The sequence below is a fragment of the Shewanella violacea DSS12 genome, assembly GCF_000091325.1.
Taxonomy (GTDB): domain Bacteria; phylum Pseudomonadota; class Gammaproteobacteria; order Enterobacterales; family Shewanellaceae; genus Shewanella; species Shewanella violacea.
In genome coordinates, this window is sequence record NC_014012.1 from 1,462,171 (window position 1) to 1,480,814 (window position 18,644).

Genomic DNA, 18,644 nt, shown 5'->3' on the forward strand with positions numbered 1-18,644 from the left:
CCTGTACTGCTGAGGTTAATTCACCTCGCTCATGTAATATTACTAGCAAAAACCATGCCTAAAATAATGTTAATTAAATTTGTCTTTATTTGTCATTCAGTTAATCTTTCAGTATTAGTGAAATAAAACCCATGCCAGTTTTTTGACTCGGAGTTTGAATTTAGAATGGAACACAGTTTTCTTATCCAGGTTCTGTCGATGCTTGTCATCGCTATCATCTCAATAGCCTTACTTAAGCGGGTAGGCTTACCCGCTATTTTGGCGTATCTGGTTACTGGGGTGATCAGTGGTCCTTCAGGTTTCAATTGGTTTAGCCAGCATCAGATGCAATCGGTGGCGGAGCTAGGTGTCGTCTTGCTGATGTTTAGTCTGGGCTTAGAGTTCTCACTGCCAAGACTCTGGGCCATGAGACGTACGGTATTTGGACTCGGTAGTGCTCAAGTTGTGGTGACTACCTTGTTGGCTGGCAGTATTTCCTTACTCAGTTCCCTGAGCCTGGTGGAGTCATTGGTTGTGGGCTCGGCAATTGCGCTCTCGTCGACTGCCATAGTGCTTAAGCTACTCAACGAGCAAGGTTGGCTCAGGCGCCGCCATGGTGAGTTGTCTGTCAGTGTGCTGTTATTTCAAGACCTAGCAGTTGTTCCCTTGTTAATCTTGCTGCCTCTACTCGCTTCTGGCGGTGAGACCTTATCGCTACAAGGGATAGGTTATGCTCTGGCTGAAGGGGTATTAGCCTTTATCGCCCTGATGGCGTTCGGTAAGTGGGGCTTACCCAGATTATTCGATGAGGTGGCTCGCTCACGATCAAATGAACTGTTTATGCTATCGACGCTAGTGGTGGCCTTACTGACAGGTGCATTAACCCAATGGCTTGGCTTATCTATGGCCCTAGGCGCATTTATGGCGGGTATGTTGTTAGGAGAAAGCCAATATAAGCGGCAGTTAGAAGCTGATATTCGTCCTTTTAGGGACCTCTTGATGGGCTTGTTCTTCATCTCTATCGGCATGTTGATCGATTTCTCCTTGGTACTCCAGTTCTGGTGGCAAATTTTAATTATTTTGATCGCCGTGATACTGGGTAAAGCCCTAGTGGTATTTGCCTTACTCAGGCTGGCGAAAGAGTCATTTAGGATCTCGGTCGCTACGGCTTTGAGTCTGGCTCAGGTGGGTGAATTTAGTTTTGTGGTTCTGGCACTGGCAGTGAACTATGAACTGCTTGATATTGAGCTCAGTACTAAACTGGTTATGGTGGCGGTATTATCTATGGCCATAGCCCCCTGGCTGGTGCGCCATAGTCTTGATATCGCTCGCAGGCTGCAGGGGATTAAGTCTAAGGGAGAGACAAGCTTAGCCATAGAACCCAAAATTGAGCATCAAAATGATCTGGTATTGATCTTAGGTTATGGCCGAGTTGGACAGACAATCGCCCGCTTTATGAAGACAGAGGCTGTGCCCTTCTTAGTGCTCGACTTAGATCCGACTCGAGTATCTGAAGCGCGTAAGGCCGGTGAACCTGTGTATTTTGGCGATGTGTGTAAAAGGAGCATACTCAAACAGGCCAAAATCAGGGAGGCTAAGTTAATCGTATTGACCTTCAGCAGCAGCCGAATCCTGGAAGAGGTGTTGCCTCTTTGTCGTCAACTGGCACCCGAGGCTAAAATTTTAGTGCGCACCCGCGACGACTCTGGCATGGAAGAGCTCGAAAAAGCGGGGGCCAGTCAGGTTATCCCAGAAACATTAGAGGGCAGCTTAATGTTGGTCTCTCAGGTCTTATATCAGTGCGGCGTGCCGCTTACTCGCATATTGAAGCGTTTAGAGTATGAGCGTCGTAACCATTACAAGTATCTTCATGGCTTCTTCTCTGGCTCCGAGACTGACTTCACCCTAGAGCACCTTCACGCAGTGGCTCTGCCTAAGGGGGCCAATGCTATAGGTATGACTCTGGCTGAAATTCCTTGGGAGAAGCTCAGAGTAGAACTCAGGGCTGTGAGGCGCAACGGGGCTGAAGTAGAGAGTCCAGCACTCGATTGGAGCATACGCTCAGGGGATACCTTGATTCTTCTGGGTAAGCCCAGACGGATCGAGAAAGCCGAAATTTATCTACTGCAAGGCTAAATTGAAAAGAATGTGGCAGCTTTTAGTGTCTCAGGCCAAGTGCTCTTGCATCTTAAAGCGTGATTAAACCGGAGAAGCTTTCATGTTTCACTATTTCATCTTGGTACTGCTGGCTCCCTTGTTCTTTATACAGGGGCGCCATGTACGAAATGTGACTCAAGTACTGCCAGAAGCATCCGGTGGGCGCAGTGGTTGTCTCGGCGACGGCACACCATTAAGGCTGCTGGTTATTGGCGATTCGGCGGCTGCCGGGGTTGGGGTTGAGACTCAAGATGAGGCGCTCTGTGGTCGTTTAACCAATATATTGTCGAAACGGTTTCGGCTCGACTGGAGCCTCTTGGCGAAGTCAGGTTATAAAACTTTAGATTTGATCACCATACTCGAGTCGCTACCGGCAACAGAATATGATGTGGTGTTGATCTCCTTAGGCGTCAATGACCTGCTGAGTCCATTAAGCTCTTGGGGATGGCAGGGGCAGCAATTACAATTGGTCAAATTATTGAAATCCAAATTTTTAGTTAAACATATTCTACTTACCAGTGTGCCTCCTATGGGGGCCTTCCCTGCATTTCCTCAACCTCTGAGTTGGTTCTTGGGTCAAAGGGCTAAGGAGTTCAATCGTAAACTTGCCACTCTTATCTCTGATGACACGCACTGTGAGCTTATCAATATACCTTTGGCTCCAAGTGTATCTGATATGGCTTGTGATGGTTTTCATCCCGGGACTAAGATATATAAGCTGTGGGGAGATGTGGCTGCCGATATTATCCATAGGCGCACCCCATAAAAGGCGCAAATGAAAGATGCTTAATATGTGTGGTGTATCGCTATTTGGGCTTAAAAAATTGCAATTTTAATTAGACTATTTATCATGCAGGCTTTCGTGATCATCATCATTTTATCACCAGTCTAAGGTCTAGCATGCGTTTCAAAATATCATGGGTTTGTATCTCTTTATTAGTACTCACATTGTTCTCGGGTATATCGAATGTATATGCCGCAAAGAACAGCCGAGTGCAGTCGGATATCATAGAGTTTGCCAGGCAATTTAAAGGCGTGACTTATCAGTGGGGCGGAGCTTCACCGAAAGGATTCGATTGTTCTGGTTATCTACAATATGTTTATAATCATTATTCCATCGCTATCCCTCGAACAACCAGCCAGTATCCAAAGCTATTTGGTCATAAGGTCTCCATCAAGCAGGCTAAGGTGGGAGACTTGATCGTGTTTACCGGTACCAACCCTAGGATAAAAAAACCTGGCCATGCGGGGATCATCACAGGGGTGGGTGAGCACACGTTAACCTTCTTACATAGCTCCTCTTCGAAAAAACATTTTGGTGTGACAGAGACTGACTACTACAAAAGTGGTTACCCAAAGCGATTCTTGGCTGTGATTAGTATGCCTGGCCTTAATTAATTTATGCTGGGTAGCGCTATGACAGCTATCTCTTAGATATGTCTTAAATACCTCTAGTTGCAATGAATAACCCTTATTGGCTTATCTCAAAAAAGTCACGAAGCTCATCTATCTGACACATGGCATCTTGATAACCTAAGTCAATAAGGGCGCTGCAGTAGGACTGTTCGAATAGTAGGTAGGAGACAATACTCGAGTCGGTATCTTGTTTTATGCCGATAGGCCTGAGCATAGCTTTTACTGCCATGGGCATTTCCTTATAGTAATAGGATGCCAGCTGGCTCAAGTCTTCACTCGGCTTGATGACTAAAGTTTCTATCTTGGTCAGGGGCAGCGACTCTCTCTTCTCCTTAGGGATCAACTCGAGTGTGGCGTTGATCCTCTCTAAACGCTCTAAATCACTATTTAACGTATCTGAGAAGATGGTATCGAGCAGATGACCGGTAATCGTCGCTGCCTTAGGATGATGGGCTAACTCCTGGGGCTGCTGCTTGTGGGGGCTCTCTAAGTTTATCACCAAGATTTTTTTGGCCCCAAGATGAATTGGGCTGCTCAAGGGCGCGAGTTGATGCACTGAACCGTCGCCGTAATAGCCCTGGTTGAGCTTAATCGATGGAAAGATAAGTGGGATAGCCGAACTGGCGAGCAGATGGTCTGTGTTGAGCTGAGTGCGTTGGCCACTACGCCTGTCCCTATGCCAGTCTGCAATATCATGACTCCCCTGGAAGAAGGTGACCGATCTAGATGTGTTATAACAAGAGACGTCTATGCTCAAGGCGCTTAGGGCACCGCTGGCTATATTTCTGTCGATGCGAACGAAATTAATAAGCTGATTGAGCATGTCTCGTAGAGGGTCGCTGTTAAACAGGCTGCCCGCATTGGTGTTGATCCTGTCATCTTGCAGGCTCATAAGAAGCATCTTACACAAGTGTCCCAGAATCCCCCTGGCCGAAGACTTATATATTTTATCGGTGCGGAAATTACGCCATACCCATTCGAGTTTTCGCACCCCCAGATGAAAGCATGATGCATGGGTGGCGATAGAGGTGCCATTGATGGCCCCGGCTGAGGTGCCGCAGATTATCTTGAAGGGGATACCGTGATTACGCGGGTAAAATTGTACTATGGCCTTGAGCACACCTACCTGATATGCCGCCCTCGCGCCGCCGCCGCCGAGCACAATCGCTATTTTTTCTGGCAAATGATTCTCCATTAATGAGTCACTGCTTTAATTAAAGACTCTAATGTGGAATAAAATCAAGCAGATTAATGGATTATAATTACTCGACAGGTTTCTAAGAACCGTCCATAAAAAAACGCGCCCTCCGATGGAGTGCGCGTCTGGTGTCGATAATAAGTCAAGCTAGCGGTTTAATTGCTGGCTATTACTCTGCAGATTTAAGGAAGTCGAGCAGTTGATCGAATGGGATCTCCTGCTTCTCTCCAGTGCGGCGGTTCTTATATTCGAACACGCCATTATCGATATTGCGATCGCCGATAACGACAACATGTGGCAGACCCACAAGTTCCATGTCGGCAAACATCACGCCTGGACGCTCTTTACGATCGTCAAACAAGACTTCGATGCCCGCATCATTCAGATCTTGATACAGCTTCTCGGCAATATCTTTAACACGATGAGACTTATGCATGTTCATCGGCAAGATACCTACGGTGAACGGCGCAATGGCTTTTGGCCAGATGATGCCGCGATCGTCATGGTTCTGCTCAATTGCTGCAGCCACTATACGGCTCACACCCACACCATAACAACCCATAAGAAGGGTCTTAGACTTACCATTTTGATCCAGTACATTGGCATGCATAGATTCAGAGTAGTTAGTCCCTAGCTGGAAGATATGACCCACTTCGATACCGCGAAGCAGGGCGATAGTGCCTTTGCCACAAGGGCTTGGCTCACCTTCGATGATGTTACGCAGATCGGCAGCTTCCGCCTGAGGCAGATCGCGCTCCCAGTTGATACCGAAATAATGCTTGTTGTCTTGGTTAGCACCGGCGCCAAAATCACTCATCACATTAACGCTGTGATCGATATACACAGGAATATTCAGGCCAACAGGGCCAATAGAACCAGGTCCTGTACCAATCGCCTTGCGGATATCGGCTTCATCGGCAAATTCAAATGGAGCCAGTACGGCTTCAATCTTCTCAGCCTTAACTTCGTTGAGATCATGGTCGCCACGAACCACGATAGCTACTAAAGGTGCTTCTTCAGTTGCGCCCTTAACTATCAAGGTCTTCACTGTCTTCTCGATGGCAATATCGTGTTGCTCGACGAGTTCAGCTATTGTCTTAGCATTAGGCGTATCGACCAGAGTCATCTCTTGGGTCGCTGCTCCACGAGTATCCGTAGGCATAGGTGCTTCTGCTTTTTCGATATTCGCGGCGTAATCGCTCTCGGTAGAGTAAGCAATCAAATCTTCACCGCTATCGGCCAAGACGTGGAACTCATGAGACATGCTGCCACCGATAGAGCCTGTGTCAGCTAAAACTGGGCGGAAAGACAGGCCCATACGCTCGAATATGTTGTTATAAGCCTGGAACATAGCATCGTAAGTGACATCCATAGACTCTTGATCAAGATGGAAAGAGTAGGCATCTTTCATCAAGAATTCACGAGAACGCATCACACCGAAGCGAGGACGAACCTCATCACGGAACTTGGTCTGGATCTGATATAGGGTCAGAGGTAGCTGCTTATAGGAGTTGATCTCTTTACGTATGATGTCGGTGATGACTTCTTCGTGGGTCGGGCCCAATACGAAGTCACGGTTGTGACGATCTTGGAAGCGCAGCAGCTCGGGGCCAAATTTTTCCCAACGACCCGTCTCAATCCAAAGGTCTGCCGGCTGAACCATAGGCATTAAGATCTCTACTGCACCTGCCTTGTTCATCTCTTCGCGGACGATAGCCTCTACCTTACGTAGAACTCTAAGTCCCGTTGGTAACCAGCTGTATAGCCCAGAAGCGTTACGGCGAACCATGCCCGCACGTAACATTAATTGATGACTGACCACCTCTGCATCTGCAGGGGTCTCTTTTTGTGTTGAAAGCAGGTACTTGCTTACGCGCATTACCGATATCCAGTTCAGAAATAAATAGGTCGACATTTTATCATCTGTGGGGTTTCTGTCTACCAAGTAATTGGCCCTTCTAATGAAGGGCTATTACATTTCGTTTGGATTGTGGGTATTGATATGTGTGTTTGGAGTTTTTAGCTTCATTGTTATCTATCACCTGCGGTGAGCTTATGTGCAAATAATCTCTCGGCACGCTGTGAACCCCTCCCTGGGCGCTCTGCGATTTCATCCCTGAAATCGAAGACCTCGTGCTCATTTACACCTATAAATCAGATTCTTCGATTTAGCTTTGTTGGGGATTATGTGCACTCTTTATTTTGAGAAGCAGGATGCTAAACTGGCTTTTAGGTAAGGATATCCTGTGGGCTTAGCCGAAAAATGCATGGAACATTTTTGGCCTTGTTTTGGAAGCTCGCAGCCACAGCCGTTTATCTTCTCTTCGATTTGAGTTTTGTAAGTCGCTTAAATTCTAGTTTGTAACTCGTTTCTGCCCCAAAGTGAACTGGCTTCGAATGAAGCTGGATGACATTTTTGTTGTGGTTTCATTTGGCTGGTTTGGTATTTGGTTGTGTGGTGATAACTTTTAGCTTCATTGTTATCTATCACCTGCGGTGAGCATATGTGCAAATAATCTCTCGGCACGCTGTGAACCCTTCCCTGGGCGCTCTGCGATTTCATCCCTGAAATCGAAGACCTCGTGCTCATTTATACCTATAAATCAGCTTCTTCGATTTAGCTTTGTTGGGGATGATGTGCACTCTTTATTTTGAGAAGCAGGATGCTGAACTGGCTTTTAGGTAAGGATACCCTGTGGGCTTTGCCGAAAAATGCATGGAACATTTTTGGCCTTGTTTTGGAAGCTCGCAGCCGTATCTGCACTCGTTGGGCTACAAGATAGTTTGACTTTAATTGCTATGAGTATTTTATATTTTCTCGCCATAGGCTAGCTTATACCGATTGGTATTACAGGCGATTAGGTTTATTACGCTATTGGTAAATCATCAGGATTAAGTAGTGAGGTTAGTTATGGAACAAATAGTGTTGGAAACTGAGAGACTCATCTTACGTCCGTTTAAATCATCTGATGCCGAGCAAGTTGCCCATTTGGCTGGAGACCCTAAGGTTTCAGGCCCAACCCTGAATATTCCATATCCTTATACCTTAGATATGGCTAGAGGCTGGATATCAAGCCATGCTCCAAGGTGGTTGGAAGGCTCTGGATTAATTTATGCCGTCACGGGGAAAGATACTGGTCGATTATTGGGCACGGTAAGTCTGGTGCAAATTAGCGGAAGAAAAGCCGAACTCGGCTATTGGTTTGGCGTGCCTTTCTGGGGAAGCGGCTACTGCTCAGAAGCTGTTGCTGCGCTGATAGATTTTTCTTTTGGTAAGCTAGGCATCACTCTCCTCAATGCCGAGCATTTAGCAAGTAACCCAGCTTCTGGAAGAGTCATGGCCAAAAACGGTATGAAGCTGTTGGCTTGTATCGATAGGGAGAGCCGAGACGGCTTGCTGTCTAAAGTGGAGACATATGAGCTCAAATGCCCATAAAATAAGTGCTATCAGTGCCATCAGGCATGCTGCCTGTGTCAGGATAGCGATAGCTGCACCCAGATAAGTTATCCCTAGAATGCATCTCAAATTGAGAACGCATCAACAGATATATTAGCTAATATCTATTATCCATTGATTATGTTGAATTAAATCTCTGGCACGTAAAGTGCTTTGTACTAGAAGTGAGTGTCTGAAAAACATATCTTTAAGTACTTAGACTATTCGGCTGGAGATCTTTGGTATGGAAGCTGGGCAAAATTTAAACTCAGATAATGCCGATGATCACATCAGTTACCTTGGCTATAACCCTACATTAGATGGCCTTAGAGGTATTGCTATACTGTTAGTTTTATTTCATCACCTATGGCCTTGGGAATGGAGTACCTCACTAACAACGATAATTACCAGGACAAGTCATATAAGTTGGATTGGGGTCGATTTATTTTTTGTGTTAAGCGGTTTTCTTATCACGGGCATTCTTTTGGAGACTCGCCATCGAAGGCATTACTTTCGTAATTTTATAATAAGGAGATCACTGAGGATATTTCCGCTCTACTATTTATTCCTCTTGATATGTTTCCTTGTTATTCCCTACATCTTGAATGATATGAACTTAAAAGAAGTATCACTGGATCAGGCTGGTAAGGATATATTTTGGTATATATTTTACGGTTCTAATTATATATGGATGTTGAATGAACCGCTTATTATCGATGTTATTGGCATGGATGAACTTAGGCTAGCAGACAAACCACCGGAGTTTTTGGGGCTAGTCTGGAGTCTGGCAGTTGAGGAGCAATTTTACCTGGTTTGGCCCTTGGTTGTGTTTGTATTTTGGAAAAGATTACAGGGCTCAATTATTGGCATTATCTTATGTATTGTGCTGTTAAGGCTGTTGCTGGTGAGCACCTTAGATAACTGGGTTGATGCGACTTATATGGCTTCCATATGCCGGGTTGATAGTTTAATGATCGGAGCCGGGCTTGCGGTCTACGCTAGATCAACAGCATTTAGACCTGAGGTTTGGGACCGTTTCGCATTCACAGGTCTTTGGCTGTGTTTGCCTGCAGTGATCATATTTCAACTGGTATTTCCTGGCCGGCATAATTCCATTTTTTCAGTGCTGGGATATAGTTTAATTGCACTGGGCTTTGCGGGGTTACTGGCTTCTGTATTGCGAAATCAAGACTCACCGCTAAAAATGCTTATCCAGTCCTCGATTTTTCGATGGTTTGGCAAGTACTCTTACGGCATCTACTTGTATCACATGCTTGTGTGGTTTTTAATGCAGAAATGGATAAATGCCGAGCTGAGGGCCGATGGAAGCCCTATCCATGGGGAGTTATTTAATCCCATTGGTGGGTCAATGCTGATAGATGCCCCGGTCAGAATGTTGCTAACGGCATCTATTTCAGTCGTTATGGCCTGGATCTCTTACCATTGTTATGAACGCCACTTCTTAAAACTAAAGCGCCTCTTCTGATAAAAGATAATTCAGTGACACACTGCCAAAGAAAATCCAGCCATATATGACTGGATTTTGTTTCATCAATAGACTTGAGGCTGTTAACTTTTACTCACTAGTGGGTAACTGCCACTGAAGAGAACGTGGCTTCATAAATGTCACTAGGGTTAGGCTCTGGTTTATCTTGTGGGTATAAATCCGCTTTGAACTATAGAGAATGCTGTTTGTAAGATTATTGGCCATATGGTCATGGCATTGGTATTTTCTTATATAACTCGGCGGCGGGCAGTAGATTGAAATCTAGCTATGGTTTTCACAACTCTATTTTAATGAGCCAGAACAGATGGCCAATGAATAGGTTAAATCTGTGTATCTCTATACCTTGTCTCTTCTATCTCCAATCACCTTAGCTGGATTGCCGGCAACGATGGCATAAGCGGGGACATCTTTAGTGACGGTGGCATTCATGCCGATCACGGCACAATCACCTATGGTAACGCCATCGACTATGGCGGCTTGAGCGCCTATCCACACATCCTTGCCTATGATCACGCCTTTAGACACTGAGTTTTGCTGATAGATAGGGGTATCTGGAGCCATGCCATGGTTGAAGGCATAGATGGTGACGTTATTGGCGATGCGGGTCTGAGAGCCGATAGTGATGCCAGCACTGCCACCATCGAAAGAGCAGCCATGGTTTATTGCTACCTCATTGCCCATGATTATTGGGCCATGGAGGAAACTGTCGGCGGCTATCATGCATAGATCACCGATAGTGATGCCTCGGTTTGGCTCGGCAAACAGGTTTGCCTCAGGGGCGATAAAGCAATTATCGCCTATGGTGACAGTCTCTAAGGCTATCAAATTCGCTTGTACTTGCAGCTGCCAAGGTTTGGCCCAAGTCAGTAACTTGGCTTTGAGATTGAAATAGAGCCAGGGCATGTAAGACATGCGTTTCTTATGCTGAGCTTGATAGTCGTCTTGTGTCATCAATGATGTGAACAGTTAAACACTGATCCCTGTCTTAATTTCTTGCACAATAATGGTGTTTTCATTATCACTATTACTTTCATTAGAATCTTCGATAACGCGCCAGAGAATATCTAAATCATAAAGAGCGACTTGATAGATCTTAGGGTCGGCCTTAGCTTTCTTATAGGCGGGGCGAGGATCTTGGGCAAGAACACCTATGATGAGTTCTTCGAGGTGCTGATATTGCTCGAGTCCTTCATAGCTTGCTAGTTGCTGCTTAGCACTCTGACTAAATTCTACCTTGGCAAGTTCTGGTGCTTCGTGGGCGATACCGCCTAATGCTTCAGGAACCGAATCGGAGAAGGGAATATAGGGTTTGATATCTATGATGGGCGTGCCATCGAGGAGATCCATTCCCGATATTTCTAAAGCCAGATAACCTTTGCGCTGGTGGACTTTATGTAGTTTAACCACTGACTGACCTAAACCGTTGGGGCGGAAGGTGGATCGAGTCGCGAACACCCCCATTTTTTCGTTGCCACCTAAGCGGGGAGGGCGAACCGTGTTTTTCCATCCCTGGGCGAGATTCTCATGGAAGCAAAATATCAACCAAAGATGAGAGTATTGTTCCAAGCCTCTGACTGTATCGATATCATTGTAGGGGGCCTGAAGCTCGACAAAACCGCGGGCAGCGTTGACGAGTCCCGGTTGTCTGGGGATCCCAAATTTTTGTTTATAGGGCGTACGGCAGTACGCCACGGCTTGAATTTGACTACTAAAGCTCATTTATGACTACTTTAAAATGGAGGTTAAATATTTAACAAGATTACTGCTTATTAGCTTCTGGTGTTTTTATTGCCTGGCCGACACAGATGGCGTGACTGAAACAACCTTGATCTTGCTCTTTTAGCACTAGGCACTTCTTGATAATCAAACCGTTAGCCCCTTTATCAGCGGCAGCTCTGCGGGCGAGTGTGCGTGCTTCGCTTATAGAAGCCGGTGCATCATTGGCTTGTTCCTGACAGGTTCCGCCTTCGACTAGGCCTATGATCTCATAAGGAAGTTTAGGTGCTTTAACATTATCATAGAGGGTGACATCCGATGCCCTGAAATAATCGTCGATGGCCTCTCCGTTGAGGTTACTGTTAAATTGATATTCGCCGGCACAGGCGCTAAGCAGTAAAACTAGGGCAGAGATTAATAGGGTCTTCATTATTCAGGCCTGTTATTAAGAGTACTGTTTATGACGTACTCATATTTGTTATATTGGGATTCACTTCTCAGCACTTAATCAACATAGAGTAAGGTATGCAGCATTTAGCTAGAGAGTTAAGTATTGAAATAGCTTTGGCTTATAAAAAGGTTTGTTTTTATGAGCCAAGTATCGAGAGGAATTCTAGCGCTTTAGCTTCTTTTGATAAAGCGGTTGTTGACGATTATTGAGATATATCTCTAGGTCATCGATATAGCATTTTGCTTTATTGGTCTCCCAGGGGGCTAAAATATCGCCTTTAGACACTGTGCAAATTAACCTTTTAGCTTAGGGCTCGGCTCTATACTCTATATGGCATAAGACTAATACCTCTCAGAGCTGCTGTTTAGAGGGGCCATAAGTCTGGCCGTGTCCGCGGCCTGTGGATAATTACGGCTATTCCACTTCTATAATAACTGGTTTGAATAGTATTGCTTAGTTAGAGAGGAGGCTTCTCTATCGGGTTCTGGCGTTTCTGGTTATTTTAAAATATGACCCAATCTTGGTCAACAGAGGCCAAAAAGGCTTCAATCTATATAAGTGTTTGTTAATGTTGTACCGTGTCATGCTTATTTAATAAGCGTAGGACTCAGGTTGTGGTATAAAGATTCGTATCGAAAATAATCTATTCATTGTCAATCTTGACCATAGATGTGAATGGACTGCTTGATTCAAACAACTTGATTCAAACAACTGGGTTCAGCTCTTTACATGGCTGGCCTTCATTTTATTTATATCAATTGGCATCGGCGAATGTTTGTCTAATAACAGGCATAATCTCCATTGATAACTTGGATAAACTTGGATGATGTTTTGGGAAACCTTTATCGAATGTTAAGAAATCACCTGCCTGAACAGGGTACATAATATCGCCCATTGCTCATGAAACATGCCGTCTATATGACAAGATTGAATACTGTAAAACCCATTATTTGTCCAAATATTAGCATCATATTTATTTTGAGATAGCTAATTGAACCAAGATTTACATAATGGATTATCCATTAAATGAGTTTCAGCCTATAAGCTCTACTTCATATAGAGTAAGTATCACTTCATTTTTTTGATTTTTAAATCCGATGCTATAGTAGGTAAAAGGAATGATAAAGCCTGACTGGTAACATATTGATTCAGATCAATATCGAGTGAAATCATAGGTACTTAATTATTCTTAACAACTGCTAAATCATATTGTTTTAATCCGTGATCCGGCAATTACTACTGGGCATTATCATGGAACACTAGATTATTGTCTTGTCGATTATTTGGATTTATCAGTAGCTTGCCTGTTATCTCATGCTTACAGTTCTCTAATAGAAATAATGTCATTATGTATATTATGATGGCTTTAGACATAAGCAATTGAATGGCGATACATGGAATAGCTTATATTAATTGCAAATTAATTATCGAGTGCCGATAGTTATTGGTCATAGGGTAAACGTTAATTTTAAATACAAAAAAACCGGCATAAGCCGGTCTAATATACTACTTCTGTTTGATAGAAGTGGTTTAGATAAGGAAATCATCCATAGAACGACCCTGGTCTAGCTGACTTTTAAATACTGTTGGCATGCGGCCTTGGCCAGTCCAGTTGACTGCTTCACCATTCACGTCGATAGTATATTTAGCTGGACGTGGAGCACGCTTCTTAGGTGCAGGCTTAACCGTAGATGCACCTAGATCATCAATAGATAGTCCTACAGCTTCCATCTGTTTACGGATCTCATCTATCTTGGCATTTCTTTCTGCTGTAGCTTCTGCTTCAGCTTCGACTTGAGAGCTTCTTTCTGAGATAACTTTATCAAGTTTTACTGCCAGTTCTTGTAAATCTTCAATTGATAGTTCTTTAACTGCGGCTTTAAAACGGCGGCCATGAGTTAGTATTTCAAGAAAGTCGCTCATAATTATTTGGTCCATTTATATTAAGTTCATGATTAAATCATCAGACTTATAATAGGAATTATTAGAACAAGTTTCAAATGTTATTTTAAATTTGTTGGTTAATTATATATGGACTCATATTATATCCTATTTGTTTTTATTTTTTTTAGGTTAAAAATTACCATAAAAATAGATGTATCAAAAAAGATACAAACGGTCGTTTGAATCCCTGTTGACGTTAATGTTAACAGCACGTAAAGTGGTTCCACTTTGTGTAGGTGTTAACCTATACTCAAGCCTCTAATAAGACGTAAGAAGGAAGCCCTATGAAAGTATTGGTGCCTGTTAAGCGCGTTGTCGATGCTAATGTTAAAGTCAGAGTAAATGCTGACAATACCGATGTCGATACCGCTAACTTGAAAATGGCGATTAACCCTTTTTGTGAGATTGCCGTAGAAGAAGCCGTGCGCTTAAAAGAAGCTGGCGTGGTGTCTGAAATTGTAGTTGTTACAGTGGGGCCTAAGGCGGCACAAGAACAGCTACGTACGGCTATGGCTCTGGGAGCCGACCGTGGTATTCATATCGAAACTGAAGAGGCGTTAGTACCTTTATCTATTGCTAAGCTGCTTAATGCAGTTCAGGAAAAAGAACAGGCACAACTTATCATTTTAGGTAAGCAAACTATCGATGGTGATAATAATCAGACTGGGCAGATGTTGGCGGCATTGGCTAATATGCCTCAGGCGACATTTGCTTCAGAAGTTAAAGTCGAAGGGGATTGTCTTGCGGTGACACGTGAAGTCGACGGCGGCCTGCAGAGTATTTCTATTCCATTACCAGCGGTAGTGACGGTTGATTTGCGTTTAAATGTCCCTAGATACGCCAAGTTACCTAATATAATGAAAGCGAAGCGTAAGCCATTAGAGACCCTTGCTATTGATGATCTCGGCGTTAGCCTGAAGCAACATCAAACAGTATTGAAAGTGACTCCACCGGCTAAGCGTAAGGCAGGTGTTATGGTGGCGAGCGTTGCAGAACTGGCCGATAAGTTAAAGAATGAAGCGAAGGTGATCTAATGGCAATTTTAGTATTAGCAGAACATGATAATGCCAGCTTAAAGCTGGACACCGCCAAGGTTGTCGCTTGTGCTCAAGCCATAGGTGGAGATGTCGATGTCTTGATTGCCGGTGATGAATGCGCTGCAGTGGTAGATGCCGCCAAGCTACTTTCTGGAGTCAGACATGTTTTAGTTGCACAGTCGGCGCAATATGCCAACGGCTTCGCCGATAATGTGGCACAGCTTATTCTGGATCTTGCCGATGATTATGAACACATCCTGGCTGCAGCCACTAGCCAAGGTAAAGACACATTGCCACGGGTATCGGCGCTGCTCGATGTGGCTCAGTTATCGGAAGTGGTTGAAGTCGTGAGTTCTGATACCTTCGTTCGTCCAATATATGCAGGTAATGCATTAGCCACGGTTCAGAGCCATGATGCTAAGAAGGTACTAACCGTACGTACAAGTGCGTTCGATGCCGTAAGCAATGATGGTGCGGCAGATGTTGTCATTATAGATAAAGTATTCGATTCAGTGACTCAGTTTGTGTCTCAGAGCCTATCAAAATCTGAGCGACCCGAACTCGGTGCGGCTTCGGTCGTAGTCTCGGGTGGTCGTGGGTTAGGGAATGGTGAGAATTTCGCTATCTTAGAAAAGCTGGCAGATAAACTAGGCGGTGCACTGGGTGCTTCGCGAGCGGCAGTTGATGCAGGTTTCGTATCTAACGATCTGCAAGTGGGTCAAACCGGGAAGATAGTGGCGCCAGACTTATATATCGCTGTGGGTATTTCCGGTGCAATCCAGCATCTGGCTGGGATGAAAGATTCTAAAGTGATTGTTGCTATCAACAAGGATCCCGAAGCGCCTATCTTCCAGATTGCCGATTACGGTTTGGAAGCGGATCTGTTTGATGCGGTTCCTGAGCTAACGGATCTGCTCTAGATTGCTAACGAGATGCTGTTAAAGTGTAAAATCTGAGTTAATTATTCTGATTCAGGCTAAATAAGTGTGACCTTGGTCACGGTGGGCGGCTTTGGGGTAGAATCCTTAAAGCCGCTTATGTTTATATTAACTTTACGTTTTCATGCTGGCTTGAATCTAGTACCTAGCTTTTGTACTCGAATTCGACACATGATAAGCGTCCTGAGAAGTAGAGGTGCATTAAAAATCAGTAGTGATAGTCAGGGTGATACCGCTTATCTATCATGAAAGGGTTTGATGCCGAAGTAGTAATGCATATCACGGTTTACTACTGGGGCTGTATCGAATAGGTACAGCACTGCCATAGTGTCTCTTATCCGGATGATAAGAAGATTTTATACCTATTAATAAATGGTATTACTATGGAGCGCTACTGATAGGACAGGTGTTTTCAGATATCGCCAATATCCCACCAGTTCAGCAGCCTCCATTCGAACTAAAAATTAAGAATATAATCAAATGACGATTTTAAGTTATGCCGATTCGGCGCTTTCATTGCTGCCTCCAGCGGTTGCGATTCTGATGGCGATTGTTACTCGTCGGGTATTGCTCTCCTTGGGGTTGGGAATAGTACTCGGTGCTGTATTGATAAATGATTTCTCATTCATGGGAACGGGTCAATATTTAGGTGATCAAGTTGTCAGCCTATTCTGGGATGATGGTGCCCTCAATACGTGGAACATGTACCTTCTAGGCTTCTTGGTGCTATTAGGGATGATCACGGCCCTTATTACCGTGAGCGGTGCGGCTAATGCCTTTGCCGATTGGTCCAAAACGCGTATTAAGAGTAAGCGAGATGCAAAATTACTGACCATGTTCTTAGGTTGCGTGATCTTTATCGACGATTACTTCAACAGCTTAGTGGTTGGTAGTGTCGCCAGACCTCTGACAGACAGATATTATATCTCCCGCAGTAAGTTAGCCTATATTCTAGACTCGACAGCAGCACCAATCTGCGTGATTTCTCCCGTGTCGAGTTGGGGCGCCTATATCATCGCCTTGATCGGCGGTATTTTAACAGCCCATGGTTTCGCAGATACAGGGCATCTGAGTATCTTTGTTCAGATGATCCCAATGAATTTCTATGCCATATTTTCACTGTTACTTCTGCTTTGTGTCGCTTTCATGGATCTCAATGTCGGTCCCATGCGCCAACATGAGCTAAATGCACAAAAAGGCAATTTATATGATGAGGCAAAAGGGTTACCACCCGGTGCTAACTCAGATCTGCCTGAGGCTGAAAACGGTAAGATCCTTGGATTATTCCTGCCCATTATTGTGCTGGTCTTTGCGACCTTCTATTTCATGGTGAGTAGTGGTGGGGACGCTTTAGCGGCCAGCGGAAAAGCATTCAGTATTCTTGGTGCGTTTGAACATACCGATGTTGCCTCATCTCTGTTCTTCGGTGCCCTGGTCGGTTTTGTTGCGACTCTGGCCTTCGTCTTGATGCAAGGCTTAGATAAGTCATACCTTATTAAAGGCCTAGTTGCTGGTGCACGCTCTATGGTGCCCGCCATCTATATCTTACTATTCGCCTGGACGATTGCCGGCGTGATTGGTCAAGTAGAGACAGGAAAGTACATGGCGAGTCTGGCATCGGGCAATATTCCTTTTGCCTTATTACCTGCAGTCTTATTTGTTCTGGCGGGTGTGACGGCTTTCTCTACAGGAAGTAGTTGGGGTACTTTCGGTATCATGCTACCCATTGCCGCTGATATGGCCATGGGAACCCATACCAACATGATGCTACCTATGCTTGCAGCTGTGCTTGCCGGCGCGGTATTTGGTGATCATTGTTCACCTATATCCGATACGACAATCCTCTCCTCCACGGGAGCCAACTGTCATCATATCGATCATGTGATCACTCAACTGCCCTATGCCTTAATCGTTGCTGGGATCAGTCTTGGGGGCTATATCGTACTAGGCTTTACCGAGTCTCTGACAGCTGGACTGGTTACCTGTAGTATTTTATTCTTGATTAGTGTCTTAATCTTGAAGGTTAAATCTACCCAGGCCACTGGCTAGTAATTTGGGCTATGTCTTTGCTAGCCTAAGTGATGACTAACCAGTGAAATACCGCTCAATTGAGCGGTATTTTTTTGTCTGAAAATCAGCAGTGATCGAGTGGCTCGTTATCAAAATGAGTTTGTATTGGCCTGAATGGGGCGTTGGCACATGATTTTCACTATAAAAATTGTTAAGCTGTAGCCGAATTCACGTATAAGGAATATCAGTTTGGCACAGCTCTATTTTTATTATTCGGCGATGAATGCCGGTAAGTCTACTTCTCTCTTGCAGTCTTCATATAATTATCGCGAGCGAGGCATGAACACCTTAGTGATGACGGCTTCAATCGATGACAGATACGGTGTGGGTAAAGTGTCTTCACGAATTGGTATCGAAACCGATGCGCAGGTATTTGGTAGCAATAATGATATTGCCAAGATGATAGCTATGGCTCATGAAGAACAGAAACTGCATTGTATTCTTATCGATGAATCTCAGTTTTTGAGTAAACAGCAAGTTAAGCAGCTGACCTATGTCGTCGACATATTGGATATTCCTGTACTCTGTTATGGTCTGAAAACTGATTTCCAGGGAGAGCTATTTACCGGTAGCCAATATCTGCTGGCCTGGTCAGATAAACTGGTCGAGCTCAAAACCATTTGTCATTGCGGCCGTAAAGCGAACATGGTGCTGAGATTAGACGATGAGGGCAAACCCATGCGTGAGGGGGAACAGGTCGCCATAGGTGGCAATGAGAGCTATGAATCAGTTTGCCGCAAGCACTTCAGAGAGTTTTTGTGGGATTAAATTAGATTAGAAGATCTTAGGTTCGAG

Annotated in this window: 16 protein-coding genes and 1 riboswitch; of the genes, 10 read left to right on the top strand and 6 right to left on the bottom strand. The window is 44.5% G+C overall.

Annotation, left to right across the window (positions count from 1 at the left end; all coding sequences use genetic code 11):
* The first annotated feature begins 165 nt into the window (after nt 1-165).
* The 3 genes from SVI_RS05850 (at nt 166) to SVI_RS05860 (ending at nt 3,534) form a co-directional block, all read left to right on the top strand.
* Entirely contained in the window at nt 166-2,115 is a 1,950-nt protein-coding gene (locus SVI_RS05850; RefSeq protein WP_013050534.1) for a monovalent cation:proton antiporter family protein, read from the top strand.
* A gap of 82 nt (nt 2,116-2,197) precedes the next feature.
* A complete protein-coding gene (locus SVI_RS05855; protein ID WP_013050535.1) occupies nt 2,198-2,902 on the top strand; it encodes an SGNH/GDSL hydrolase family protein in 705 nt (234 codons plus the stop codon).
* A gap of 134 nt (nt 2,903-3,036) precedes the next feature.
* A complete protein-coding gene (locus SVI_RS05860) occupies nt 3,037-3,534 on the top strand; it encodes a C40 family peptidase (RefSeq protein ID WP_083779889.1) in 498 nt (165 codons plus the stop codon).
* Between the two features lie 73 nt (nt 3,535-3,607).
* Here the strand turns inward: SVI_RS05860 and SVI_RS05865 are convergent, their stop codons facing one another.
* Nucleotides 3,608-4,747 carry a patatin-like phospholipase family protein gene (locus SVI_RS05865; RefSeq protein ID WP_013050537.1) on the bottom strand — a complete coding sequence of 380 codons (1,140 nt, stop codon included), beginning with the start codon at nt 4,745-4,747 and terminating at the stop codon, nt 3,608-3,610.
* Nucleotides 4,748-4,919: 172 nt separating this feature from the next.
* Entirely contained in the window at nt 4,920-6,629 is a 1,710-nt protein-coding gene (locus SVI_RS05870) for a proline--tRNA ligase (RefSeq protein ID WP_013050538.1), read from the bottom strand.
* Between the two features lie 1,032 nt (nt 6,630-7,661).
* Between SVI_RS05870 and SVI_RS05875 the strand changes: the two genes are divergently transcribed.
* The gene (locus SVI_RS05875; RefSeq protein ID WP_041419733.1) at nt 7,662-8,186 is read left to right on the top strand and encodes a GNAT family N-acetyltransferase; all 525 of its coding nucleotides are present in this window, start codon (nt 7,662-7,664) and stop codon (nt 8,184-8,186) included.
* 244 nt (nt 8,187-8,430) lie between these two features.
* Nucleotides 8,431-9,672, top strand: coding sequence for an acyltransferase family protein (locus tag SVI_RS05880; protein WP_013050541.1), 1,242 nt, complete (start codon nt 8,431-8,433; stop codon nt 9,670-9,672).
* Between the two features lie 357 nt (nt 9,673-10,029).
* On the opposite strand, the gene SVI_RS05885 is transcribed toward SVI_RS05880, so the two are convergent.
* From SVI_RS05885 to rcsF, 3 genes are read right to left on the bottom strand one after another with little or no spacing between them, the layout of a single operon-like run.
* The gene (locus tag SVI_RS05885; RefSeq protein ID WP_041419734.1) at nt 10,030-10,644 is read right to left on the bottom strand and encodes an acyltransferase; all 615 of its coding nucleotides are present in this window, start codon (nt 10,642-10,644) and stop codon (nt 10,030-10,032) included.
* Between the two features lie 15 nt (nt 10,645-10,659).
* Nucleotides 10,660-11,412 carry a tRNA (N6-threonylcarbamoyladenosine(37)-N6)-methyltransferase TrmO gene (gene tsaA / locus SVI_RS05890; RefSeq protein WP_013050543.1) on the bottom strand — a complete coding sequence of 251 codons (753 nt, stop codon included), beginning with the start codon at nt 11,410-11,412 and terminating at the stop codon, nt 10,660-10,662.
* 40 nt (nt 11,413-11,452) lie between these two features.
* Nucleotides 11,453-11,839: an Rcs stress response system protein RcsF gene (gene rcsF / locus SVI_RS05895; protein ID WP_013050544.1), complete on the bottom strand. Its 387-nt coding sequence runs from the start codon at nt 11,837-11,839 to the stop codon at nt 11,453-11,455.
* 95 nt (nt 11,840-11,934) lie between these two features.
* Here rcsF and SVI_RS21985 point away from each other — a divergent pair, with 95 nt between their 5' ends.
* Nucleotides 11,935-12,069, top strand: coding sequence for a hypothetical protein (locus SVI_RS21985; RefSeq protein ID WP_013050545.1), 135 nt, complete (start codon nt 11,935-11,937; stop codon nt 12,067-12,069).
* 1,321 nt (nt 12,070-13,390) lie between these two features.
* Here the strand turns inward: SVI_RS21985 and SVI_RS05900 are convergent.
* Nucleotides 13,391-13,783, bottom strand: a complete 393-nt coding sequence (locus tag SVI_RS05900) for an H-NS histone family protein (protein WP_013050549.1) — start codon at nt 13,781-13,783, stop codon at nt 13,391-13,393.
* Nucleotides 13,784-14,088: 305 nt separating this feature from the next.
* Between SVI_RS05900 and SVI_RS05905 the strand changes: the two genes are divergently transcribed.
* The 4 genes from SVI_RS05905 (at nt 14,089) to SVI_RS05920 (ending at nt 18,617) form a co-directional block, all read left to right on the top strand.
* Nucleotides 14,089-14,838: an electron transfer flavoprotein subunit beta/FixA family protein gene (locus tag SVI_RS05905; RefSeq protein ID WP_013050550.1), complete on the top strand. Its 750-nt coding sequence runs from the start codon at nt 14,089-14,091 to the stop codon at nt 14,836-14,838.
* Complete coding sequence (locus tag SVI_RS05910; RefSeq protein ID WP_013050551.1) at nt 14,838-15,761, top strand: electron transfer flavoprotein subunit alpha/FixB family protein; 924 nt, start codon at nt 14,838-14,840, stop codon at nt 15,759-15,761. Before SVI_RS05905 ends, SVI_RS05910 begins: the two co-directional genes overlap by 1 nt.
* A 201-nt stretch (nt 15,762-15,962) precedes the next feature.
* Nucleotides 15,963-16,181, top strand: a riboswitch (Lysine riboswitch).
* 78 nt (nt 16,182-16,259) lie between these two features.
* On the top strand, nt 16,260-17,828 hold the full coding sequence (locus SVI_RS05915) for a Na+/H+ antiporter NhaC family protein (RefSeq protein ID WP_013050552.1): 1,569 nt from the start codon (nt 16,260-16,262) through the stop codon (nt 17,826-17,828).
* Nucleotides 17,829-18,038: 210 nt separating this feature from the next.
* A complete protein-coding gene (locus SVI_RS05920) occupies nt 18,039-18,617 on the top strand; it encodes a thymidine kinase (RefSeq protein WP_013050553.1) in 579 nt (192 codons plus the stop codon).
* Nucleotides 18,618-18,644: the final 27 nt, after the last annotated feature.

What these genes read in the sequence shown, in the direction of transcription:
- SVI_RS05885 (WP_041419734.1), bottom strand. Translation starts at nt 10,644, where the DNA reads ATGACACAAGACGACTATCAAGCTCAGCATAAGAAACGCATGTCTTAC.
- SVI_RS05865 (WP_013050537.1), bottom strand. Translation starts at nt 4,747, where the DNA reads ATGGAGAATCATTTGCCAGAAAAAATAGCGATTGTGCTCGGCGGCGGC.
- SVI_RS05910 (WP_013050551.1), top strand. Translation starts at nt 14,838, where the DNA reads ATGGCAATTTTAGTATTAGCAGAACATGATAATGCCAGCTTAAAGCTG.
- SVI_RS05870 (WP_013050538.1), bottom strand. Translation starts at nt 6,629, where the DNA reads ATGCGCGTAAGCAAGTACCTGCTTTCAACACAAAAAGAGACCCCTGCA.
- SVI_RS05850 (WP_013050534.1), top strand. Translation starts at nt 166, where the DNA reads ATGGAACACAGTTTTCTTATCCAGGTTCTGTCGATGCTTGTCATCGCT.
- SVI_RS05900 (WP_013050549.1), bottom strand. Translation starts at nt 13,783, where the DNA reads ATGAGCGACTTTCTTGAAATACTAACTCATGGCCGCCGTTTTAAAGCC.
- rcsF (WP_013050544.1), bottom strand. Translation starts at nt 11,839, where the DNA reads ATGAAGACCCTATTAATCTCTGCCCTAGTTTTACTGCTTAGCGCCTGT.
- SVI_RS05855 (WP_013050535.1), top strand. Translation starts at nt 2,198, where the DNA reads ATGTTTCACTATTTCATCTTGGTACTGCTGGCTCCCTTGTTCTTTATA.
- SVI_RS05905 (WP_013050550.1), top strand. Translation starts at nt 14,089, where the DNA reads ATGAAAGTATTGGTGCCTGTTAAGCGCGTTGTCGATGCTAATGTTAAA.
- SVI_RS21985 (WP_013050545.1), top strand. Translation starts at nt 11,935, where the DNA reads ATGCAGCATTTAGCTAGAGAGTTAAGTATTGAAATAGCTTTGGCTTAT.
- SVI_RS05860 (WP_083779889.1), top strand. Translation starts at nt 3,037, where the DNA reads ATGCGTTTCAAAATATCATGGGTTTGTATCTCTTTATTAGTACTCACA.
- SVI_RS05915 (WP_013050552.1), top strand. Translation starts at nt 16,260, where the DNA reads ATGACGATTTTAAGTTATGCCGATTCGGCGCTTTCATTGCTGCCTCCA.
- SVI_RS05875 (WP_041419733.1), top strand. Translation starts at nt 7,662, where the DNA reads ATGGAACAAATAGTGTTGGAAACTGAGAGACTCATCTTACGTCCGTTT.
- tsaA (WP_013050543.1), bottom strand. Translation starts at nt 11,412, where the DNA reads ATGAGCTTTAGTAGTCAAATTCAAGCCGTGGCGTACTGCCGTACGCCC.
- SVI_RS05880 (WP_013050541.1), top strand. Translation starts at nt 8,431, where the DNA reads ATGGAAGCTGGGCAAAATTTAAACTCAGATAATGCCGATGATCACATC.